The 19,417-nt window shown below is 74.2% G+C and carries 14 protein-coding genes; 10 read left to right on the top strand and 4 right to left on the bottom strand.

Annotated features, from left to right (window positions below):
• Positions 1 to 56 precede the first annotated feature (56 nt).
• The 3 genes from ACIP93_RS22615 (at position 57) to ACIP93_RS22625 (ending at position 5,958) form a co-directional block, all read left to right on the top strand.
• A complete protein-coding gene (locus ACIP93_RS22615; RefSeq protein ID WP_345222800.1) occupies positions 57 to 3,800 on the top strand; it encodes an ABC transporter ATP-binding protein in 3,744 nt (1,247 codons plus the stop codon).
• 198 nt (positions 3,801 to 3,998) lie between these two features.
• Positions 3,999 to 4,379 carry a hypothetical protein gene (locus tag ACIP93_RS22620; protein WP_401761243.1) on the top strand — a complete coding sequence of 127 codons (381 nt, stop codon included), beginning with the start codon at positions 3,999 to 4,001 and terminating at the stop codon, positions 4,377 to 4,379.
• Positions 4,380 to 4,512: 133 nt separating this feature from the next.
• Positions 4,513 to 5,958 (top strand): aminopeptidase, encoded by a 1,446-nt coding sequence (locus ACIP93_RS22625; RefSeq protein WP_345222805.1) that lies wholly within the window; start codon positions 4,513 to 4,515, stop codon positions 5,956 to 5,958.
• A 3-nt stretch (positions 5,959 to 5,961) separates the two neighbouring features.
• Here the strand turns inward: ACIP93_RS22625 and ACIP93_RS22630 are convergent, their stop codons facing one another.
• Positions 5,962 to 6,714, bottom strand: coding sequence for a hypothetical protein (locus tag ACIP93_RS22630; RefSeq protein ID WP_401761244.1), 753 nt, complete (start codon positions 6,712 to 6,714; stop codon positions 5,962 to 5,964).
• Positions 6,715 to 7,239: 525 nt separating this feature from the next.
• On the opposite strand from ACIP93_RS22630, the gene ACIP93_RS22635 reads away from it, so the two are divergent.
• Positions 7,240 to 9,081: a glycoside hydrolase family 3 protein gene (locus ACIP93_RS22635; protein WP_401761246.1), complete on the top strand. Its 1,842-nt coding sequence runs from the start codon at positions 7,240 to 7,242 to the stop codon at positions 9,079 to 9,081.
• A gap of 81 nt (positions 9,082 to 9,162) precedes the next feature.
• Here the strand turns inward: ACIP93_RS22635 and ACIP93_RS22640 are convergent, their stop codons facing one another.
• The gene (locus ACIP93_RS22640) at positions 9,163 to 9,981 is read right to left on the bottom strand and encodes a sugar phosphate isomerase/epimerase family protein (RefSeq protein ID WP_401761248.1); all 819 of its coding nucleotides are present in this window, start codon (positions 9,979 to 9,981) and stop codon (positions 9,163 to 9,165) included.
• Between the two features lie 192 nt (positions 9,982 to 10,173).
• Here ACIP93_RS22640 and ACIP93_RS22645 point away from each other — a divergent pair, with 192 nt between their 5' ends.
• Together ACIP93_RS22645 and ACIP93_RS22650 are read left to right on the top strand one after the other, a co-directional pair.
• On the top strand, positions 10,174 to 11,028 hold the full coding sequence (locus ACIP93_RS22645; RefSeq protein ID WP_401761249.1) for an ABC transporter substrate-binding protein: 855 nt from the start codon (positions 10,174 to 10,176) through the stop codon (positions 11,026 to 11,028).
• 165 nt (positions 11,029 to 11,193) lie between these two features.
• On the top strand, positions 11,194 to 11,937 hold the full coding sequence (locus ACIP93_RS22650; RefSeq protein WP_401761251.1) for an SDR family oxidoreductase: 744 nt from the start codon (positions 11,194 to 11,196) through the stop codon (positions 11,935 to 11,937).
• A 63-nt stretch (positions 11,938 to 12,000) separates the two neighbouring features.
• Here ACIP93_RS22650 and ACIP93_RS22655 read toward each other — a convergent pair whose 3' ends face one another.
• Complete coding sequence (locus tag ACIP93_RS22655) at positions 12,001 to 13,362, bottom strand: carboxylesterase/lipase family protein (protein WP_401761252.1); 1,362 nt, start codon at positions 13,360 to 13,362, stop codon at positions 12,001 to 12,003.
• 182 nt (positions 13,363 to 13,544) lie between these two features.
• Between ACIP93_RS22655 and ACIP93_RS22660 the strand changes: the two genes are divergently transcribed.
• Positions 13,545 to 14,795, top strand: coding sequence for an ROK family protein (locus tag ACIP93_RS22660; protein WP_401761254.1), 1,251 nt, complete (start codon positions 13,545 to 13,547; stop codon positions 14,793 to 14,795).
• 31 nt (positions 14,796 to 14,826) lie between these two features.
• Here ACIP93_RS22660 and ACIP93_RS22665 read toward each other — a convergent pair whose 3' ends face one another.
• On the bottom strand, positions 14,827 to 15,891 hold the full coding sequence (locus ACIP93_RS22665) for a LacI family DNA-binding transcriptional regulator (protein WP_401761255.1): 1,065 nt from the start codon (positions 15,889 to 15,891) through the stop codon (positions 14,827 to 14,829).
• A gap of 193 nt (positions 15,892 to 16,084) precedes the next feature.
• Here ACIP93_RS22665 and ACIP93_RS22670 point away from each other — a divergent pair, with 193 nt between their 5' ends.
• From ACIP93_RS22670 to ACIP93_RS22680, 3 genes are read left to right on the top strand one after another with little or no spacing between them, the layout of a single operon-like run.
• Positions 16,085 to 17,236, top strand: a complete 1,152-nt coding sequence (locus ACIP93_RS22670; protein WP_401761257.1) for a Gfo/Idh/MocA family protein — start codon at positions 16,085 to 16,087, stop codon at positions 17,234 to 17,236.
• A complete protein-coding gene (locus ACIP93_RS22675; protein ID WP_401761259.1) occupies positions 17,233 to 18,396 on the top strand; it encodes a dihydrodipicolinate synthase family protein in 1,164 nt (387 codons plus the stop codon). Before ACIP93_RS22670 ends, ACIP93_RS22675 begins: the two co-directional genes overlap by 4 nt.
• Positions 18,393 to 19,229 (top strand): sugar phosphate isomerase/epimerase family protein, encoded by an 837-nt coding sequence (locus tag ACIP93_RS22680; RefSeq protein ID WP_401761261.1) that lies wholly within the window; start codon positions 18,393 to 18,395, stop codon positions 19,227 to 19,229. Before ACIP93_RS22675 ends, ACIP93_RS22680 begins: the two co-directional genes overlap by 4 nt.
• The last annotated feature ends 188 nt before the right edge of the window (positions 19,230 to 19,417 follow it).

A 19,417-nucleotide genomic window follows, 5' to 3' on the forward strand; every position in this document is an offset into this window, starting at 1 on the left:
CGCAGCTCGCGGCGTTGGTGCCTTCCGGTGGGACGAGAACCAACGGGAGGCACCGCGTGGCAGACCAGGAACAGAGGGCCGTCGGGGCCCGCAAGGCGGGCTGGGCCCGGCGGCTGACCTCCTACGCCTGGCGCTACCGCGCCAACGTCCTGCTCGCCCTCGGCTCCTCCCTCGGCGGCATGGCCGTCATGGCCCTCGTCCCGCTCATCACGAAGATCGTCATCGACGACGTGATCGGGAAGGGCACCCGGTCGCTCGCCGTGTGGACCGGGCTGCTCATAGCCGCGGCCGTCGTGGTGTACGTGCTGACGTACATCCGCCGGTACTACGGCGGCAAGCTCGCCCTGGACGTCCAGCACGACCTGCGCACCGAGATGTACGGCACGATCACGAGGCTTGACGGCCGCCGCCAGGACGAGCTGTCCACCGGACAGGTCGTCGGCCGCGCCACCAGCGACCTCCAGCTCATCCAGAGCCTGCTGTTCATGCTCCCGATGACCATCGGGAACATCCTGCTCTTCGTCATCTCCCTCGGGATCATGGCGTGGCTCTCACCGCTGCTCACCCTGGTCGCCCTCGCCGTCGCCCCCGCTCTCTGGTTCATCGCCCGGCTCAGCAGGAAGCGCCTCTTCCCCGCCACCTGGTACGCCCAGGGCCAGGCCGCCGCCGTCGCCGGAGTGGTCGACGGGGCCGTCTCCGGGGTGCGCGTCGTGAAGGGCTTCGGGCAGGAGGAGCAGGAGACCGGCAAGCTGCGCGAGGTCTCGCGGCGGCTGTTCGCGGGCCGCTTGCGGACGGTGAAGCTCAACTCCCGTTACACCCCCGCCCTCCAGGCCGTCCCCGCCCTCGGCCAGGTCGCCATGCTCGCCCTCGGCGGCTGGCTCGCCACCCGGGGACAGATCACCCTGGGCACGTTCGTCGCCTTCTCCACCTACCTCGCCCAGCTCGTCGGCCCGGTCCGGATGCTCGCCATGGTGCTCACCGTCGGACAGCAGGCCCGGGCGGGCGTCGAGCGCGTACTGGAGCTGATCGACACCGAACCGTCCCTCGTGGACGGGACGAAGGAACTCCCCGCGGACGCCCCCGCCACCGTCGAGTTCGACGCGGTCGCCTTCTCGTACGAGGAGGGCCGCCCGGTCCTCGACGGGTTCTCGCTGGAGATCCGCGAGGGCGAGACCGTCGCCGTGGTCGGCTCGTCCGGCAGCGGCAAGTCGACCGTCTCGCTGCTGCTGCCGCGCTTCTACGACGTCGAGCGCGGCGCGGTCCTGGTCGGCGGCCACGACGTGCGCGAGCTGACCCTGGAGTCGCTGCGGGACGCCATCGGGCTGGTGCCCGAGGACAGCTTCCTCTTCTCCGACACCGTCCGCGCCAACCTCGCCTACGGCCGCCCCGACGCCACCGACGAGCAGATCCGCGCCGCCGCCCGCGCCGCCCAGGCGGACCGCTTCATCGACGAGCTGCCGAACGGCTACGACACCCTGGTCGGCGAACAGGGCCTCACCCTCTCCGGCGGCCAGCGCCAGCGGCTCTCGCTGGCCCGCGCCATCCTCACCGACCCCCGCCTGCTCCTCCTGGACGACGCCACCTCGGCCGTCGACGCCCGGGTCGAGCACGAGATCCACGAAGCGCTGAAGTCCGTGATGGCGGGCCGCACGACGCTCCTCATCGCGCACCGCCGCTCCACCCTGAACCTCGCCGACCGGATCGCCGTCCTCGACCGGGGCCGCCTCGCCGACATCGGCACCCACGCCGAACTGGAGCGCCGCTCGGCCCTCTACCGCCGTCTGCTCACCGACCCCGACGAGCTCGGCGGCGTGTCGCCCGGGCACGTGCTCCAGCAGGCGCCGGTCCAGGACGACCGGTCCGTGCAGGCGGAGCTGGACGCCGAGTTCGACGCCGAGCGCGGCATCACCCCCGCCCTGTGGACACGGGACGGGAACGACCCGGCCGAGGACACCGGCCACGCGCCCGGCATGCCCGCCACGCCCGAGCTGCTGGCACAGGTCGAGGCACTGCCGCCCGCGCACGACGTCCCGGACATCGACGAGGCCCGCGCGGTCGCGCCCGAGGACTCCTACAACCTCCGCCGGCTGCTGCGCGGCTTCGGGCTGCCGCTGCTGGTCAGCCTCGGCCTGGTCGCCGTCGACGCGGGCATGGGCCTGCTGCTGCCGGTCCTGATCCGGCACGGCATCGACGAGGGCGTCACCCGGCTCGCGCTCGGCGCGGTCTGGACGGCCGCCGGGCTGGCCCTGCTGGCCGTGCTGGTGCAGTGGGGCGCGCAGGTCAGCGAGGCCCGGATGACGGGACGCACCGGCGAGCGGGTGCTGTACTCGCTCCGGCTGAAGATCTTCGCGCAGCTCCAGCGGCTGGGACTCGACTACTACGAGCGGGAGCTGACCGGGCGGATCATGACCCGGATGACGACGGACGTCGACGCGCTCTCCACCTTCCTCCAGACCGGCCTGGTCACCGCGTTCGTGTCCGTCGTGACCTTCCTCGGCGTGCTGGTGGCGCTCGTGGTCATCGACGTCGAACTGGCGCTGGTCGTCTTCGCGACGCTCCCGCTGCTGGTCGTCGGCACGTACTTCTTCCGCAGGAAGAGCGTCCAGGCGTACGAACTGGCCCGCGACCGGGTCTCCGTCGTCAACGCCGACCTCCAGGAGTCCGTCGCCGGACTGCGCGTCGTGCAGGCCTTCGGACGGGAGCGGGCCGGCCGCGAGCGGTTCGCCGAGAACAGCCGCGACTACCGGCGGGCCCGGGTGCGCGGCCAGTGGCTGATCTCGGTGTACTTCCCGTTCGTACAGCTCCTCGCGTCCGTCGCGGCGGCCGCCGTCATGATCGTCGGGGCCGGGCGGATCGAGGCCGGGACGCTGACGGCGGGCGCGCTGGTGGCGTACCTGCTCTACATCGACCTGTTCTTCGCGCCGGTGCAGCAGCTCTCGCAGGTCTTCGACGGGTACCAGCAGGCCACCGTCTCGCTGCGGCGCATCCAGGAGCTGCTGCGGGAGCCCACGTCCACGGCCGGTGCGGCCGCGCCGAAGGACGTTCCGTCGCTGCGCGGCGAGATCGCCTTCGAGGACGTGTCGTTCAGGTACGGAGAGGAGGAGGAGGCGCTCTCGGACGTCTCCCTGCGCATACCGGCGGGCCAGACCGTCGCCTTCGTCGGCGAGACCGGTGCGGGCAAGTCGACCCTGGTCAAGCTGGTCGCCCGGTTCTACGATCCGACCTCGGGCCGCGTCACCGCCGACGGCCTGGACCTGCGCGACCTCGACATGACCGCGTACCGCCACCGCCTGGGCGTCGTCCCGCAGGAGGCGTACCTCTTCGCCGGGACGGTCCGCGACGCCATCGCCTACGGGCGGCCCGACGCCACCGACGCCCAGGTCGAGGCGGCGGCCCGCGCGGTCGGCGCGCACGACATGATCGCCACCCTGGACGGCGGCTACCTGCACGAGGTCGCCGAGCGCGGACGCAACCTCTCCGCGGGCCAGCGCCAGCTCGTCGCGCTCGCCCGCGCCGAGCTGGTCGACCCGGACGTGCTGCTCCTCGACGAGGCGACCGCCGCGCTCGACCTCGCCACCGAGGCGCAGGTCAACCGGGCCACCGACCGGCTCACCGGCCGGCGCACCACCCTGGTCGTCGCGCACCGGCTGACCACGGCCGCCCGCGCCGACCGGGTCGTGGTGATGGACCGCGGGCGGGTCGCCGAGGACGGCACCCACGACGAGCTGCTCGCCCTGGACGGGCGGTACGCCCGGCTGTGGCGCACGTTCGTGGGGGAGGACGAGCCGGCGGCGGTCTGAGCCGGGAGCCCCGCGGCCCGGCCGGCCCGGCTCGTTCCCGCCCCTCGGTGCCGGTCGCCCGCTTTGCCCGTGCAACCGTTGTGGGCCCCCGGGCGTCGTACGTGCATACGACCCCCGGGCCGCCGGGGGTGCGGGTGTTCGACGGTGCGGGGGTGTTCGGTGGGGAGGGGCGGGGCAGGCGTGGGTCCGATGGGACGGATGAGGCGAAGAGTGACCGGTGTGCTGGCGGTGACGGTCGCGGCCGGGCTGCTGACCGTGGGCGGCCCCGCCGTCGGCCGGGCGGACGCGGCGGCCGGCGCCTGCGCCGGGACACGTGTCAAGACGTACGGCTTCGCGACCGGCGAGGTCCGCGTGCACCGGAACGGCTCCTACGTGTGCGCCATGACGGTCGCCAAGCGGCCGGGCGTGCGGCAGAGGATGCGGGTCGGCGTTCAGGCGCGCGGGAGCAGGGCGGCCGTCGACTCGGGGACGTACGCGCGACGGGCGGGGCCGGTGACGGTGTACGCCAGGGCACGGTGCGTGCGGGTGGAGGGGGCGGTGGCCGGGCGGGGGACGGCCTCGGGCTGGATCCTGTGCTGAGACCGGCCCGGACCGCGGATTCTTCCGTCCGGTTGCCGGTGTGGCGCACATTCGTCCAACTTCCCTGGTGACAAAGGGGTTTGCGGGACACTAGGTTCCCCCTGTTGTCCGTGTGCCGACAGGGGAGTGGTTCATGCGCAAGACGTTCCGGGCAGTGGTCGCGGGAGCGGTGCTCATAGGCACCGTCGGAGCGACCGGGGGCGCCGTCCAGGCCGCGCCCGCCGAGCCGAGACCCGCCGCACGGCCGGCCGCCGCCGACATCAGGGACCGCATCCTCGCGGTACCGGGCATGAGCCTGATCGAGGAGAAGCCGGTCGACGGCTACCGCTTCTTCGTCCTGAACTTCACCCAGCCGGTGGACCACGCCCACCCCCGGAGGGGCACCTTCCAGCAGCGCCTGACCGTCCTGCACAAGGACGTGGACCGGCCCACCGTCTTCTCCACCAGCGGTTACGACCTCTACACCGACCCGTCGCGCAGCGAGCCCACCCGGCTCATCGACGGCAACCAGGTGTCCATGGAGTACCGCTTCTTCACCCCCTCCCGCCCCCGGCCCGCCGACTGGTCCAAGCTCGACATCGAGCAGGCCGCCGACGACCAGCACCGCGTCTTCACCGCGCTGAAGAAGATCTACGGCAAGAAGTGGCTGTCCACCGGCGGCTCCAAGGGCGGCATGACGGCCACCTACTACGAGCGCTTCCACCCCCGCGACATGGACGGCGTCGTCGCCTACGTCGCCCCGAACGACGTGGACAACCGTGAGGACTCGGCGTACGACCGCTTCTTCCGCACCGTCTCCACCAAGGAGTGCCGCGACAGGCTCAACGCCGTGCAGCGCGAGGCCCTGGTGCGGCGCGGACCGCTCACCGCCAAGCTGAAGAAGTGGGCGGCGGAGAACAGGGCGACCTTCCGCACCGTCGGCAGCCTCGACAAGTCCTACGAGTCCTCGGTGCTCGACTTCGTCTGGGCCTTCTGGCAGTACAGCGACGAGTCCGAGTGCGCGGACGTCCCCGCCGCGGACTCCTCCGACGAGGTCATCTACGACTACGTCGATTCCAAGTCGCCGTTCTCCTCCTACACCGACCAGGGCCTCGACCCGTACACGCCGTACTACTACCAGGCCGGCACCCAGCTCGGCGCGCCCCAGTACACGTACCCGCACCTCAAGGGCCTGATGAAGTACGGCCCCGACTACTTCCAGCCGCGCGCCTTCGTGCCGCGCGAGATCCCCATGCGGTGGCAGGAGGGCGTCATGAAGGACGTCGACCGCTGGGTGAACCGCAACGCGCACCGGATGATGTACGTCTACGGGGCCAACGACCCGTGGGGCGCGGAGCGCTTCCGCCCCGCGCGCGGCGGCGACAACCACGTCTACACCGTGCCGGGCGCCAACCACGGCGCGAGCATCGCGGGCCTGCCGGCCGATGAGCGGGCCGCCGCCACCGCCCGGCTCCTCAAGTGGGCCGACGCGGCGCCCGCCGCCGTCCAGGCCGACCCGTCGAAGGCCGAGCGGCTCACCGCGTACGACGCCCGGCTCGACCGGACGGAGCTGAACAGGGAGCGGACGCTGCGCCCCTGACCCCTACACCGGCCGGGCGCACCCCACCGGCTTCCCGCCGCCCAGCTGCACGTACAGCCGGGTGGCGGGAGGGCAGTCGGGGCGGGCGTCCACGGCGCGGCTCACCCGGTACTCCGGGGAGCGCCCGCCCGAGCCGTCGCAGGGGGTCTCCTCGACCTGGCCGCCGCCCGCCCCGTACAGGCAGTCCCCGACGATCGTGTGCGGGCCGCCGCCCCCGCCGGGGTCGCCCGGGTGGGGGTCGGTGAGGTTGCGCATGCAGGCGTAGCCGCGCGGGACGACGCCGTCGCCGTTCTCGTCGCCCCGGGTGTCGCCGGGCGGGCGCGACTCCGAGATGTGCAAGACGAAGTCGGTGGTGGCGGGACACGAGGGGCCGTTCCCCGCCTGCCCGTTGTAGCGGGCGGTCACCTTCGCGGCGGCGCGCTCGCTGCGGCAGGAGACCTCGCGGGGGGCCCTCCCGTACGAACTGCACTCCCGTACGTCCAGGAAGACGGCCCCGTGGCCGGACGGCGCGGCGGGCAGCGAGTCGGCGGCCCGGGCCGGACCGCCGCCGGTGGCGCCGTTGCCATTGCCATTGCCGTCGCCGTTGCCGTCGCCGTCGCCGGAGAAGGGGTTCTGGCAGCCGGTCAGCACGGTCGCGGCGAGGAGGGCGGCGACGGCCCAGACCCTGGGCGAGGGCCGCGTGGCCCGGGTCTGTTCGCCTGCTCTCCGTGCCCCGGTCGTGCTGGACGTCCTCGTCGTTCCTTTTGTCCTGCGCATGCAGCATCCCCCCCGAAAGCCTCCGCACCTGTGCCCAGAGTGGGCCGTCCTGGCGGGCGCACGCCAGGCTCACGGGGGCGAATTACGTCGTACGGGGCGGCGGCGGGGCCTTCCGGCCCGCAGAACGGCCCCGTGTTCGACCACATCCGTCACTCCGTGCGCCCGCAGTCGCTCCCGTACCGGCTCCGGTAAAAACCATGGAATCCGGGGAACCCGGCCGCGACCCGCTCCGTCCCATCGCCGTACTGCTGGTGAGTCTCCGCAGAGCGGTGTCGGCCCACGCTGCTGGCCGCGTTCGCCGACTCCCCTCTCCAACCGCCTGCGGCCGGCAGCACGGCCGCCACCGGTGCGCCCCCTGACGTATGCGCCGGTGGCGGCCCCCTCTCTCCTCCCCCTCCGGAACCGCCGACTCCGTTCCCCCGCACGGCTCTTGACGGGTACTTAGTTTCAGGGAAGCGTGACCCCGCTGGAAGTTTCCGTCAAGGGCCGCCGCGTCCGCCGAGGGCTTCATGGAGGGGTACCGCGATGTCCGAGAACACCTTCGAGCCGTCCCGCCGCGCACTGCTGGGCGCGAGCGCCGCCGCGGTGGCCGTCGCCGCCTCCGTCGCGCCCGTCGCCGCCGCCGAACGGCCCACCGCGTACTCCGACGCCCGGCTCGGACGGATCATCTCCGGCATGACGCTTCCGGAGAAGGTCGGCCAGCTCTTCGTGATGCGCGTGTACGGGCACTCCGCGACCGCCCCCGACCAGGCCGACGTGGACGCGAACCTCAAGGACCTGGGGGTGCGCGACGCCGCCGAGCTGATCGCCAAGTACCACCTCGGCGGGATCATCTACTTCGCCTGGGCGCACAACACCCGCGACCCGCACCAGATCGCCGACCTGTCCAACGGCATCCAGCGGGCGGGGCTGGCCGAACGCCACCGCGTCCCGCTGCTCGTCTCCACCGACCAGGAACACGGCATCGTCGCCCGCGTCGGCAAGCCCGCCACCCTGCTGCCCGGAGCCATGGCGCTCGGCGCGGGAGCCTTCCGGCGGGGCGCCCGGGACGCCCGCGAGGCCGCCCGGATCGCCGGGGCGGAACTGCTCGCCATGGGCATCCGGCAGAACTACGCGCCGGACGCGGACGTCAACGTCGACCCGGCGAACCCCGTCATCGGGGTGCGCTCCTTCGGGTCGGAGCCGCGCGCGGTGGCGGAACTGGTCGCGGCACAGGTCCGCGGCTACCAGGGGGCCGGCGTCGCCACCGCGGCCAAGCACTTCCCCGGGCACGGCGACACCAAGGACGACAGCCACGACCAGCTGCCGCACATCGACCACACGCGCGAGGAGTGGGAGGCCCTGGACGCCCCGCCGTTCCGGGCCGCGATCGCCGCCGGGATCGACTCGATCATGACGGCGCACATCGTCGTGCCGTCCCTCGACCCGGCGCTGGACCCGGCCACCCTGTCCCGGCCGATCCTCACCGGAGTGCTGCGCGAACAGCTCGGCTACCGGGGCGTGGTCGTCACCGACTCGCTCGGCATGCAGGGGGTGCGCACCAAGTACGGGGACGACCGGGTGCCGGTCCTCGCCCTGAAGGCCGGCTGCGACCAGCTCCTCAACCCGCCGAACCTGGCGGTGGCGTGGAACGCGGTGCTCGCTGCGGTCAGGAGCGGCGAGCTGACCGAGTCCCGCCTCGACGAGTCGATCCTGCGCATCCTGCGCCTGAAGGCCCGGCGCGGCCTCTTCGACCGCCCGTACGTCACCCACCGGGGGGTCGACCGGACCGTGGGCGTCCGCGGCCACCTCGCGGCGGCGGACCGCATCGCGGACGCCACGACGACGCTGCTGGTCAACGAGGGCGGCCTGGTTCCGCTCTCCCGGCGCGAGCACCGCAGGGTACTGGTCGTCGGGGCCGACCCGGCCTCGCCCTCCGGCACGACGGGACCGCCGACAGCCGTCCTGGCCCGGCTGCTCGGGGAGGCGGGCTTCACGGCGACCGCCCTGTCCACCGGGTCGGCCCCCACCCCCGCGAAGATCGCCGAAGCGGTGGCGGCGGCGCGGGCGGGCGCGGACGCGGTGCTGGTCGCGACGCGGAACGTCTCGGCGACGAGCGCCCAGCGGACGCTGGTGAGGGAACTGGCGGCCACCGGGCTGCCGGTGGCCGTCCTCGCCCTCCAGAACCCGTACGACGTCGCGCACCTGGCCGGAACGGGAGCGCGGGCCCACCTGGCGGCGTACTCCTGGACGGACGTCGAGCTGGGCGCGGCGGTACGGGTCCTGACCGGCCGGACCCGCCCGGCCGGGCGGCTGCCGGTGCCGGTCCAGCGGGCGGACGACCCCACGAAGGTGCTCTTCCCGGTGGGCCACGGCCTGCGCCGCTGACGCGGGGACGGGGCGTGCCGCCGCGCCCCTCCCAGGAGCCGGGGTCCGGAAACCGCCCCGGTCTCCCGCACCCCCGGCCGCCTACGCCGCCGGCGCCCGCAGCGCCAGGAACTCCCGCCCCGCCACCAGCAGCCCCGGCAGCTCCGCGGCCTCCGGATACCACCGCTTCTCGTACTCCCAGCACACCCACACGTCGTCATCGGCCCCGGCGGTGCCGGGGGCGGCGTCGGACCCGCCGAGCTGCGCCAGGCACTCGTCCAGCGGCAGCACCCCGCTGCCCAGCGCGAGCGGCGTGGTCACGTCCCCGGAGGCGATGTCCTTCACCTGTACGTAACCGAGGTGCGGCGCGAGCACGCCGTAGGAGGTGACGGGGTCCTCCCCGCCGAGCCAGGTGTGCATGACGTCCCACAGCACCCCGACGTTCTTGTGCCCGACCGCCGCCACCACCCGGGCCGCGTCCACGCCCGTGCGGTGCGAGTCGTGCGTCTCCAGCAGGATGCGCACGCCGTACTCGTCCGCGCTCTCCGCCGCCGCCCCGAGCCGCCGCGCCGCCCGCTCGTCGCCGCCCCCGACGTCCTCGCCCGCCCCGGGGAAGACCCGCACGTACCGGGCCCCCAGGTCCCGCGCGAGCTCCAGCAGCCCCCGGACCTCCTCCAGCACGGGCCCGTCCTCGCCCTCCGCCGCGACCTTGGCGTACCCGGCGACCGTCAGGATCTCGACGCCCGCGGCGGCGAACGTCTCCACCACCTCCGCCCGCTCCTTCGCCCCGATCCCCGGATGCACCGGCTCCTCCGGGTGCGCACGCAGCTCCACCCCCTGGAACCCGCACGTCTGCGCCAGCGCGGCGACCTCCGACATCGGCATCCCGGGCACCCCGAGGGTGGAAAAGGCGAGCTTCACCGTCTGAACAACTCCTTCGATCCGTGTGCGTGCGCCGCGTCCGGTGTGCGTGCGCCGCGTTCCGTACGCGGGGGCCGCGACCTGCACGTCATCGGGTGCGCCCTTCCCTCCCGGTACCCCTGTCAGCGGTCCGAAACCGCCCGCACCCGCCGTCGCCGCGTAGCCGCGCCCCGCACGGGGCAGGGAACGGCCATGACCCCTACCGCAGCCACGCCCTGGCAATTCACCGACTCCCGCGGCCAGTTGGTGACCGCGCCGGCCCGCCCGGCCCGTATCGCCGCCTACATCCAGGCGGGCGCGACCCTGTACGACCACGGCCTGCGCCCCGCCGGGATCTTCGGCTCCTACCACGACGGCCCCGCCCCCGACCCGGCCAAGGCGGGCAGCCTGCCGCTCTCCGAGGTCGCGTACTTCGGCGCGGGCCAGGCACTGGACCCCGACGCGGTCCTCGCCGCCGGAATCGACCTGCTGGTCGCCGTCAGCTACGGCGGCAGCGCGGTCTACGGCATGGAGCCGGACACCGCCAAGCACCTCGAACAGCACATCCCCACCGTCGTCCTGGACATCGGCCAGGGCCGCTCCCTCTCCGAGGTCCGCGACACCTTCCACGCCCTCGCCGAGTCCCTCGGCAGCACCGAGCCCCCGGAGGCCGCGCACGCCCTGGCCGACGCGCAGGCCAAGCTGAAGTCCCTGATCAGCCCCACCACGCCCGCCCTGCTGGCGCTCTCCCCGGCCGACGCCGCCGACGTCCACCTGGCCCGCCCGCACGCCTGGCCCGACCTGCGCGCCCTCACCGCCCTGGGCGTCCCCCTGCTGGACCCGCCCCCGGAGGGCGGCGCGAACTGGTCGACGGTGCCGTGGGAGCGGGCCGCCGGACTCGCCCCGCAACTGGTCCTCGCCGACGTACGGGCGAACGCGGCCCCCTTCGAGGCGGGGCGAATCGGCCCGGACGTCGAGGTCGTCCCCTGGAACCCGGAACTCCCGGCGAGCGCGACGGCCCACACGGCCTTCTTCGAGTCCATCGCCGAAGCCCTCCACGAGGCCTGAGGAAACCGCCTCAGCGGTGCGGGGGACGCCTGGGGTGACGGCGCGGGGCCGAGGGCCTGGAGGCGGAGCCCCGGCGGCGACCGCACCCCCACCCACCCGCACAACGGACCCGCCCCCCGAGGGATCATGGACGGCGCGCGACGCACCGACCCGCCAGGAGGCCCCATGTCCCGCCCCATCACCCTCGTCACCGGCGGCAGCCGCGGCATCGGGGCCGCCACCTGCCTGCGCCTGGCCGCCGACGGCCACGACATCGCCCTCGCCTACGCCCAGGACGAGAGCGCCGCCCGGACGGTCGCCGCCCAGGTCCGCGAGGCCGGGGCCCGCGCCCTCGCCGTCCGGGCCGACACCTCCCACGAGCCCGACGTCGACCGCCTCTTCGACACCGTCGCCGCCGAGCTCGGCCCCCTCACCGGCCTGGTCAACAACGCCGGCGTCACCGGTCTGCTCAGCCCCCTCGCCGAGGCCTCCACCGGCGACCTCCGCCGCGTCCTGGACGTCAACGTCCTGGGCACCCTCCTGTGCTGCCGCCGCGCCGTCCGCGACATGACCGCCCACGGCACCCCGGGTGCCATCGTCAACGTCTCCTCCGGCGCCGCCACCCTCGGCAGCCCCGGCGAGTACGTCCACTACGCCGCCTCCAAGGCCGCCGTCGACACCATCACCCTGGGCCTCTCCAAGGAGCTCGGCCCCGACGGCATCCGCGTCAACGGCGTCGCCCCCGGCCTCGTCGACACCGACATGCACGCCACCATGGGCGACCCGGACCGCCCGGCCCGGATGGCGCCCGGCATCCCGCTGCGCCGGGCGGCCGACCCGTCCGAGATCGCCGCGGGCATCGCCTGGCTCCTGTCGGAGGACGCCTCGTACACGACCGGCACCGTGCTGCGCATCGCGGGCGGCCGCTGACCGGGCCGCCGCCAACGAGCGCCTACGCGACCGGCGGGGCGACGTCCGTCCTGGCGGACCGGCTCAGCCCAGCCAGCGTTCCCGCTCCGCCCGCAGGGCGTCGCCGACCGTCGCCGGTTCGGCGTCCCACACCCGGGTGGCCCGGCCCGCACGGGTGTAGCGCGGCCAGTCGGCGCCCGGGTCCAGGTCCCGGACGAAACCGACCCACGCGCCGTGCATCGCGTCCGCGAGCGCCTGCGGCGGAGTCGGGCCCGCGACCTCGGCGACGTTCTCCGCGTCCAGCGCGTCGAAGGAGAACGGCAGGTCCAGGCAGTGGAAGGCCTGCCCCGCGAACGGCCCCGCGGCCTTCGTCTCCCACCGGAACTCGTAGAACCAGGTGGGCAGTTCGCGTGCCGCGCGGCCCTCGGCGATCGTCAGGCCGGGCCGGCGGAAGACGGCGTCGGTGAGGGCGGAGCCGCCCATCGCGTCGAACTCGTCGCGGGTGAACCCCAGCATCAGCGGCTGCTCGCCGACGCCCGCGCCCGCACCGCCGTCGGCGAGCGCCTCGGTCACGGGCACGGGGATCAGCCCGCCGTCCGCGAAGGGGGCGAGGGCGAGGCCCTGGGGCAGGCCCTCGCGGTCGTCGCCCGGCGCGTCCAGGGCGTCCTGGAACTCGTACAGCGTCCCGTACGGCAGGTCCCGCAGCGCGGCGGCCGTCGCCGGGACCCCGGTGCGGGCGGTGAACAGCCGGGCGACGCCCTCGCCGGCGGCCTTGTCCTGCGGCCGCATCACCGCGCCGGACACCGAGATCGCCGCCCGGAACAGGCCCTGGGCGCGCGGCGTGGCCAGCAGCGTCTGGACGGCGCCGCCGCCCGCCGACTGACCGGCCACCGTGACCTTCGCCGGGTCGCCGCCGAACGCGGCGATGTTGTCGCGCACCCACTCCAGCGCGGCGATCCAGTCGAGCACCCCCCGGTTGTCGGGGGCGTCGTCCAGGTGCAGGAAGCCCTCAATGCCGAGCCGGTAGCCCACCGACACCAGCAGGACGCCGTCCCGGTTGAAGGCGGCCCCGTCGTACCAGGGACTGGCGGCCGAGCCCGCGACGTAACCGCCGCCGTGGATCCACACCAGCACGGGGAGCCCGCCCCGCTCGGGGGCGGCCTCGGCGCGCGGTGTGAAGACGTTCAGGTTGAGGACGCCCTCGCCCGGGATCGTCGGCTCGGGAATGATCGTCATCTCAGTGAAGGCGCGGCGCTGGGCGGTGGGTCCGTACGCGGTGGCCTCCAGCGGCCGGGTCCACGGCCGCGGCGGCACGGGCGCGGCGAACCGCAGGTCGCCGACCGGGGGTTGGGCGTACGGAATGTTGAGGAAGCGGTCGCCGCCGGCCCGGCGTTCGCCGCGTACGGGGCCGAGGGCGGTGGTGACGACGGGGGCCTGGGCGGACATGGCACTGCCTCTCCTGGGGCGCGCACCGGCGTCGTGGCCGACCGGAGCGGGGGGGTGCTGTGCGGGGTGGACTCGCTGCTCCTCAGCAGGTTCCGCTTCCGCCCCATTTAAGTCAAGGGTTGAAATAAATGAGGTGGCCGCCCCCGCACCCCCCGTCGGGCCCCACCGGGCACAATCGGCGGGTGCCGCACACCACGCCCGCCCCCGTCCCTCTCGACTCCGCCTCCGTACGCCGGCGCAACCTCGCCCTGGTCCTCCAGCACATCGCCGCCCACGGCCCCTGCTCCCGCAGCCGCATCGCCGCCGCCGTCGGGCTCGTGCCCGCGTCCGTCACCGGCCTGGTCGCCGATCTGGCCGCCCGCGGCCTCGTCCAGGAGGAGGCCGGCGGAACCGGGGGAGGGCGAGGCCGCCCCGGCCGCCCCGTCCGGCTCGCCCCCCGGCGCGTCCTGGCCGTCACCGTCCAGATCACCCTGGAACAGCTCCGCACCCAGGTCACCGACCTCGCCGGCGCCGTCATGAGCCGCGCCGACACCCCGTACCGCGTTCGGCACGGCGACCCCGCCCCGCTGGCCCGCGCCGTCGCGGCCGTCGTGCGCGAGGCGGAGGACCGGGTCCGGTCCGTTCCCGGTGCGCTGCTCTCCCGCGTCGTCGTCGCGATGGCGGGCCCGGTCACCTCCGACGCCTCGCACGCCGTCCTGGCCGCCACCGACTTCGGCTGGACGGCCCCGGTGGACCTCGGCGCCCTCGTCACCGCCGAACTGCCCTCCCTGGGCTGCCCGTTGGGGGTCGTCAACGACGCCAACGCCGCCGCCCTCGCCGAGTACCAGGCGCTGGCCGCCGACCGGCCCCGCCCGCCCCTCGGCCTCGCCTACCTCAAGGCGGACACGGGCGTCGGCGGCGGCCTCGTGGTGGGCGGCCGCATCGTGGACGGCAGTCACGGCGCCGCCATCGAACCCGGCCATCTCCCCGTCGCCCTGGACGGCCCGCCCTGCGCCTGCGGTGCGCGCGGCTGCCTCGCCGTGTACGCGGGCCCGGAACCCCTCCTGGCGGCCGCGGGCCTTGCCGCCGCACTCCGTACGGACGGCAAGGACGCGGCACTCGCCGCACTCGACCGGGCCCTGCACGCCGGCGACCCGGCCGCCCTCGCCGCCCTCGCCGCGGCGGGCGAGGCGGTGGGCGCGGCGATCCTCGGCATGGTCGCGCTGCTGGACGTCGAAGAGATCGTGCTCGGGGGCTACCTCGCGGACTGGCACCGGTGGCTGGCGCCCGCCATCGACGCCCGCCTGGCGGGCCGCCGGGCCCTCGCCGCCCCCTGGATGCCCCGCCTGACCCCCAGCACGCTCGGCACCGGCGCCACGCTCCACGGCGCCGCCGCCCTCGCCCGCGCGGCCGTCCTCGACGACCCGGGCGCGATTCCGCCGCTGTCCCCGTGACCCCCGCGAGCGCCGGCCCCGGCCCGCCCCCTCACCCGGCCCGCACCACCCCCGTCGAGCCCCGCACCACCAGCTCCGCCGCAACCACCTCCACGTGCCCCGCCGCCCCCGCACCGGCGGCGAGCGCCCCCGCCCTCGCCCCCGCCTCGTACAGCGGCAGCCGTACCGTCGTCAGCGCGGGCACCGCGTCCGTCGCCGACGGCAGGTCGTCGAACCCGGCCACCGACAGATCCTCCGGAATCCGCAGCCCCCGCTCCCGCGCCTCCGCGCACACACCGAGCGCGATCGTGTCGTTCGCGGCGACGATCGCGGTCAGGTCCGGGGCGGCGGACAGGAGTCGGGCGGCGGCCGCCCGGCCGCTCGCGCGGTCGTACGAACCGTGCAGGACCAACGCCGGATCGTCGGCGGCCCCCGCCGCCGCGAGCGCCTCCCGGTGCCCCTCCAGCCGGTGCCGGGTCGTGGTCCGCTCGGCCGGTCCGGCGACGTAACCGATCCGCCTGTGCCCGAGGGAGAGCAGGTGCCCGGTGAGGCGGCACGCCCCGGCCCGGTTGTCGAAGGAGAGCGTCGCGTGGACGAACTCCGCCCCACCCAGCGCCGGCCGCCCGCACAGCACGATCCGGGTGCCCGCCTCCGCCAGCCTGGCCAGCTTCGCCGCGACCGCCGCCGAGTGCTCGGCGTCCTCGATCGCACCGCCGGTCAGGATCACGGCGGCCGCGCGTTGGCGCTGGAGGAGAGTGAGGTAGGTGAGCTCCCGGGCGGGCGAGCCCCCGGTGTTGCAGACGACGGCCAGCCGCTCGGCGTTCGTGCGGATCGGGGCCGAGGCGTCCGACGGGGTGTTGAGATGGGCCTGCGCCGCCCCCGCCATGATCCCGAAGAAGGGGTCCGCGATGTCGTTGACCAGGATGCCGACCAGGTCGGACGTGGCGGCGGCGAGCGCGCTGGCCGGGCCGTTCACCACGTAGTCGAGCTCCGAGACGGCGCGCAGGACGCGCTCGCGGGTGGCCGCCGCGACGGGGTAGTTCCCGTTCAGCACCCGGGACACCGTCGCGGGGGACACCCGGGCGTGCGCCGCCACGTCCGCCAAGGTCACTGTCATCGCGCAGTCCTCATCAAGCCCTCATCCGTCCGTCCCGGTCCGCCGGGTCCCGCCCGCCCGCTCGCCGGGACCAGGTGCGCGGTCCCGGGTCTTGTCGCATCGCCGTGCACAGGTTAGCTTCTTGCCTCACAGCGTATAGAAAGCGCTTTCTACAGGGTGGGGCCGCCGAGCGCGGCCGTACGAAGGGACTGACGTGACACGCAAGACAGTGCGGATCGCCATGAACGGCGTCACCGGGCGCATGGGTTACCGCCAGCACCTCGTACGGTCCATCCTGGCGATCCGCGAACAGGGCGGCCTCGACCTCGGCGACGGCGAGGTCCTGTGGCCCGAGCCCGTCCTCGTCGGCCGCCGTGAGCACGCCCTGCGGGCGATGGCCGAGCAGCACGGCATCGAGGAGTGGTCCACGGACCTGGCGGCCGTCCTCGCCGACGACTCCGTCGACGTCTACTTCGACGCCCAGGTCACCTCGGCCCGCGAGGACGCCCTGAAGCAGGCGATCGCCGCCGGAAAGCACCTCTACACCGAGAAGCCGACCGCCACCGGCACCGAGGGCGCCCTCGAACTCGCCCGCCTCGCCCGGGCCGCCGGCGTCAAGAACGGCGTCGTCCAGGACAAGATCTTCCTCCCCGGCCTGCTCAAGCTGAAGCGCCTCATCGACGGCGGCTTCTTCGGCGACATCCTCTCCGTCCGGGGCGAGTTCGGCTACTGGGTCTTCGAGGGCGACTGGCAGGCGGCGCAGCGCCCCTCCTGGAACTACCGCTCCGAGGACGGCGGCGGCATCGTCGTCGACATGTTCCCGCACTGGGAGTACGTCCTGCACGAGCTCTTCGGCCGCGTCACCTCGGTCACCGCCCAGGTCGCCACGCACATCCCCGAGCGCTGGGACGAGAACGGCAAGCCCTACCCCGCCACCGCCGACGACTCCGCCTACGGCATCTTCCAGCTCCAGGGCGGCGCGATCGCCCAGATCAACTCCTCCTGGTCCGTCCGCGTCCACCGCGACGAACTGGTCGAGTTCCAGGTCGACGGCACCCACGGCTCCGCCGTCGCGGGCCTGCGCAACTGCCGCGTCCAGCACCGCTCGGCCACCCCCAAGCCGGTCTGGAACCCCGACCTGCCGGTCACGGAGTCCTTCCGCGACCAGTGGCAGGACGTCCCCGACAACGCCGACTTCGACAACGGCTTCAAGGCCCAGTGGGAGCTCTTCCTGCGCCACGTCGCCCTCGACGAGCCCTACACCTGGGACCTCCTGGCGGGCGCCCGCGGCGTCCAGCTCGCCGAGCTCGGCCTCAAGTCCTCCGCCGAGGGCCGCCGCTACGACGTCCCGGAGCTGTCCCTGTGAGCACCGTGCTCCTCCCCCTCGCCGGAGGCGGAATCCACACCCACACCCCCCGCACCGAGACGTCCTCGTACGTCCCCGGCGGCAGCCCCCTGGTCTCCCGTACGGTCTTCTCCGCAGCCCACGTCGTCGCCGACCCCTGCGCCGACACGAGCCCCGACTCCCCGGCGGCCGTCGACTGGGACGCCACCCTCGCCTTCCGCCGCCACCTGTGGTCGCACGGCCTGGGCGTCGCCGAGGCGATGGACACCGCCCAGCGCGGCATGGGCCTGGACTGGGCGGGCGCGGCGGAACTCATCCGCCGCTCGGCCGCCGAGGCGAAGGCGGTCGACGGCGCGATCGCCTGCGGCGTCGGCACGGACCAACTCCCCCCGGGAGCACACGACCTGGCGACGGTCACGGCCGCGTACGAGCAGCAGCTCGCCCTCGTCGAGTCCACCGGCGCACAGGCCGTCCTGATGGCATCGCGCGCCCTCGCGGCGGCGGCCCGTGGCCCCGAGGACTACCTGGCGGCGTACGGGCACCTCCTGCGGCAGGCCACCGAACCCGTGATCCTGCACTGGCTGGGCCCGATGTTCGACCCCGCCCTGGAGGGCTACTGGGGCTCGACCGACCTGGACGCGGCGACCGAGACCTTCCTCCAGGTCATCACCGCCCACCCCGAGAAGGTCGACGGCATCAAGGTGTCCCTTCTCGACGCCCGGCGCGAGATCGACCTGCGCCGCCGCCTCCCGGAGGGTGTGCGCTGCTACACGGGCGACGACTTCCACTACCCCGAGCTGATCGCGGGCGACGAACACGGCTTCTCCCACGCCCTCCTGGGCATCTTCGACCCGCTGGGCCCACTGGCGGCGGAAGCGGTGCGGGTCCTCGACACGGGGGACCGGGACGGTTTCCGTAAGCTCCTCGACCCGACCGTCGAACTCTCCCGGCACCTCTTCCGGGCCCCCACCCGCTTCTACAAGACAGGCGTCGTCCTCCTCGCCTGGCTGGCGGGCCACCAGTCCCACTTCACGATGGTCGGCGGCCTCCAGTCCGCCCGCTCCCTGCCGCACCTGGCCCACGCCTACCGACTCGCGGACGGAGTGGGCCTGTTCCCGGACCCCGCCCTTGCCGCGTCCCGTATGCGCTCCCTGCTGACCGTCCACGGAGTACCCCAGTGACGACCCCCGACCCGACCCGCCTCAGCATCAACCAGGAGACCATCAAGCAGTGGTCCCTGGAGGAACTGGCCACCGGCTGCACGGCCGCGGGCATCTCCCACGTCGGCCTGTGGCGGGCCCCCGTCCAGGAGTACGGCGTAGAACGCGCCGCCAAGCTGATGCGCGCCTCCGGCCTGGCCGTCACCAGCCTGTGCCGGGGCGGCTTCCTCACGGCCACCGACCCGGAGCAGCGTGCCGCCGCCCTCGACGACAACCGCCGCGCGATCGACGAGGCGGCCGTCCTGGGCACGGACACCCTTGTCCTGGTCTCCGGCGGACTGCCCGACGGCGAACGGGACTTGACGGCCGCCCGCGAACGCATCGCCGACGCGCTCGCCGTCCTCGCCCCCTACGCGGCCTCCTGCGGCATCCGCCTCGCCATCGAACCCCTGCACCCGATGTTCGCCTCGGACCGCTGCGTGGTCTCCACCCTGGGCCAAGCCCTGGACCTGGCCGAACGCTTCCCCGCCGACCAGGTCGGGGTGGTCGTGGACACATATCACATCTGGTGGGACGACCAGGCTCCCGCGCAGATCGCCCGGGCGGGTGCGTCCGGCCGCCTCCACTCCTTCCAGGTGGCGGACTGGATCACTCCGCTTCCGGCGGGTGTCCTGCTCGGCCGGGGCCGGCTCGGTGACGGCAGCATCGACATGCGCGCCTTTCGTGAACTGGTCGATGCGGCGGGCTTCGTGGGGGCGATCGAGGTCGAGATCTTCAACGAGGAGCTCTGGGGGCGTCCCGGGGCGGAGGTCCTTGGGGAGGTCGTGGCCCGCTTTACGGAGCACGTGCTGTGACATCGGGCTGTACGAGTGGGTCCCGCCCCCTTGGTAGTGGTGCTACCGGGGGTGGTCCCGTTTCGGGAGGGCGGACGAGGTCCCGGAGTGGGGTGGGGCCTGGTCGGGTGTGCGGGAGAGATCGCGGGGTGGGGTGGGGTGGGGCGGGGCCGGGTCGGGTCGGGTGTGCGGGTGGGGGCGGTGGTTGA

The organism is Streptomyces sp. NPDC088745 (genome assembly GCF_044751045.1).
Taxonomy (GTDB): Bacteria; Actinomycetota; Actinomycetes; order Streptomycetales; family Streptomycetaceae; genus Streptomyces; species Streptomyces cremeus.

Coding starts and splice junctions, on each gene's coding strand:
- ACIP93_RS22630 (WP_401761244.1), bottom strand. CDS start 6,714: ATGCGCAGGACAAAAGGAACGACGAGGACGTCCAGCACGACCGGGGCA.
- ACIP93_RS22655 (WP_401761252.1), bottom strand. CDS start 13,362: ATGTCCGCCCAGGCCCCCGTCGTCACCACCGCCCTCGGCCCCGTACGC.
- ACIP93_RS22650 (WP_401761251.1), top strand. CDS start 11,194: ATGTCCCGCCCCATCACCCTCGTCACCGGCGGCAGCCGCGGCATCGGG.
- ACIP93_RS22665 (WP_401761255.1), bottom strand. CDS start 15,891: ATGACAGTGACCTTGGCGGACGTGGCGGCGCACGCCCGGGTGTCCCCC.
- ACIP93_RS22620 (WP_401761243.1), top strand. CDS start 3,999: ATGAGGCGAAGAGTGACCGGTGTGCTGGCGGTGACGGTCGCGGCCGGG.
- ACIP93_RS22625 (WP_345222805.1), top strand. CDS start 4,513: ATGCGCAAGACGTTCCGGGCAGTGGTCGCGGGAGCGGTGCTCATAGGC.
- ACIP93_RS22645 (WP_401761249.1), top strand. CDS start 10,174: ATGACCCCTACCGCAGCCACGCCCTGGCAATTCACCGACTCCCGCGGC.
- ACIP93_RS22635 (WP_401761246.1), top strand. CDS start 7,240: ATGTCCGAGAACACCTTCGAGCCGTCCCGCCGCGCACTGCTGGGCGCG.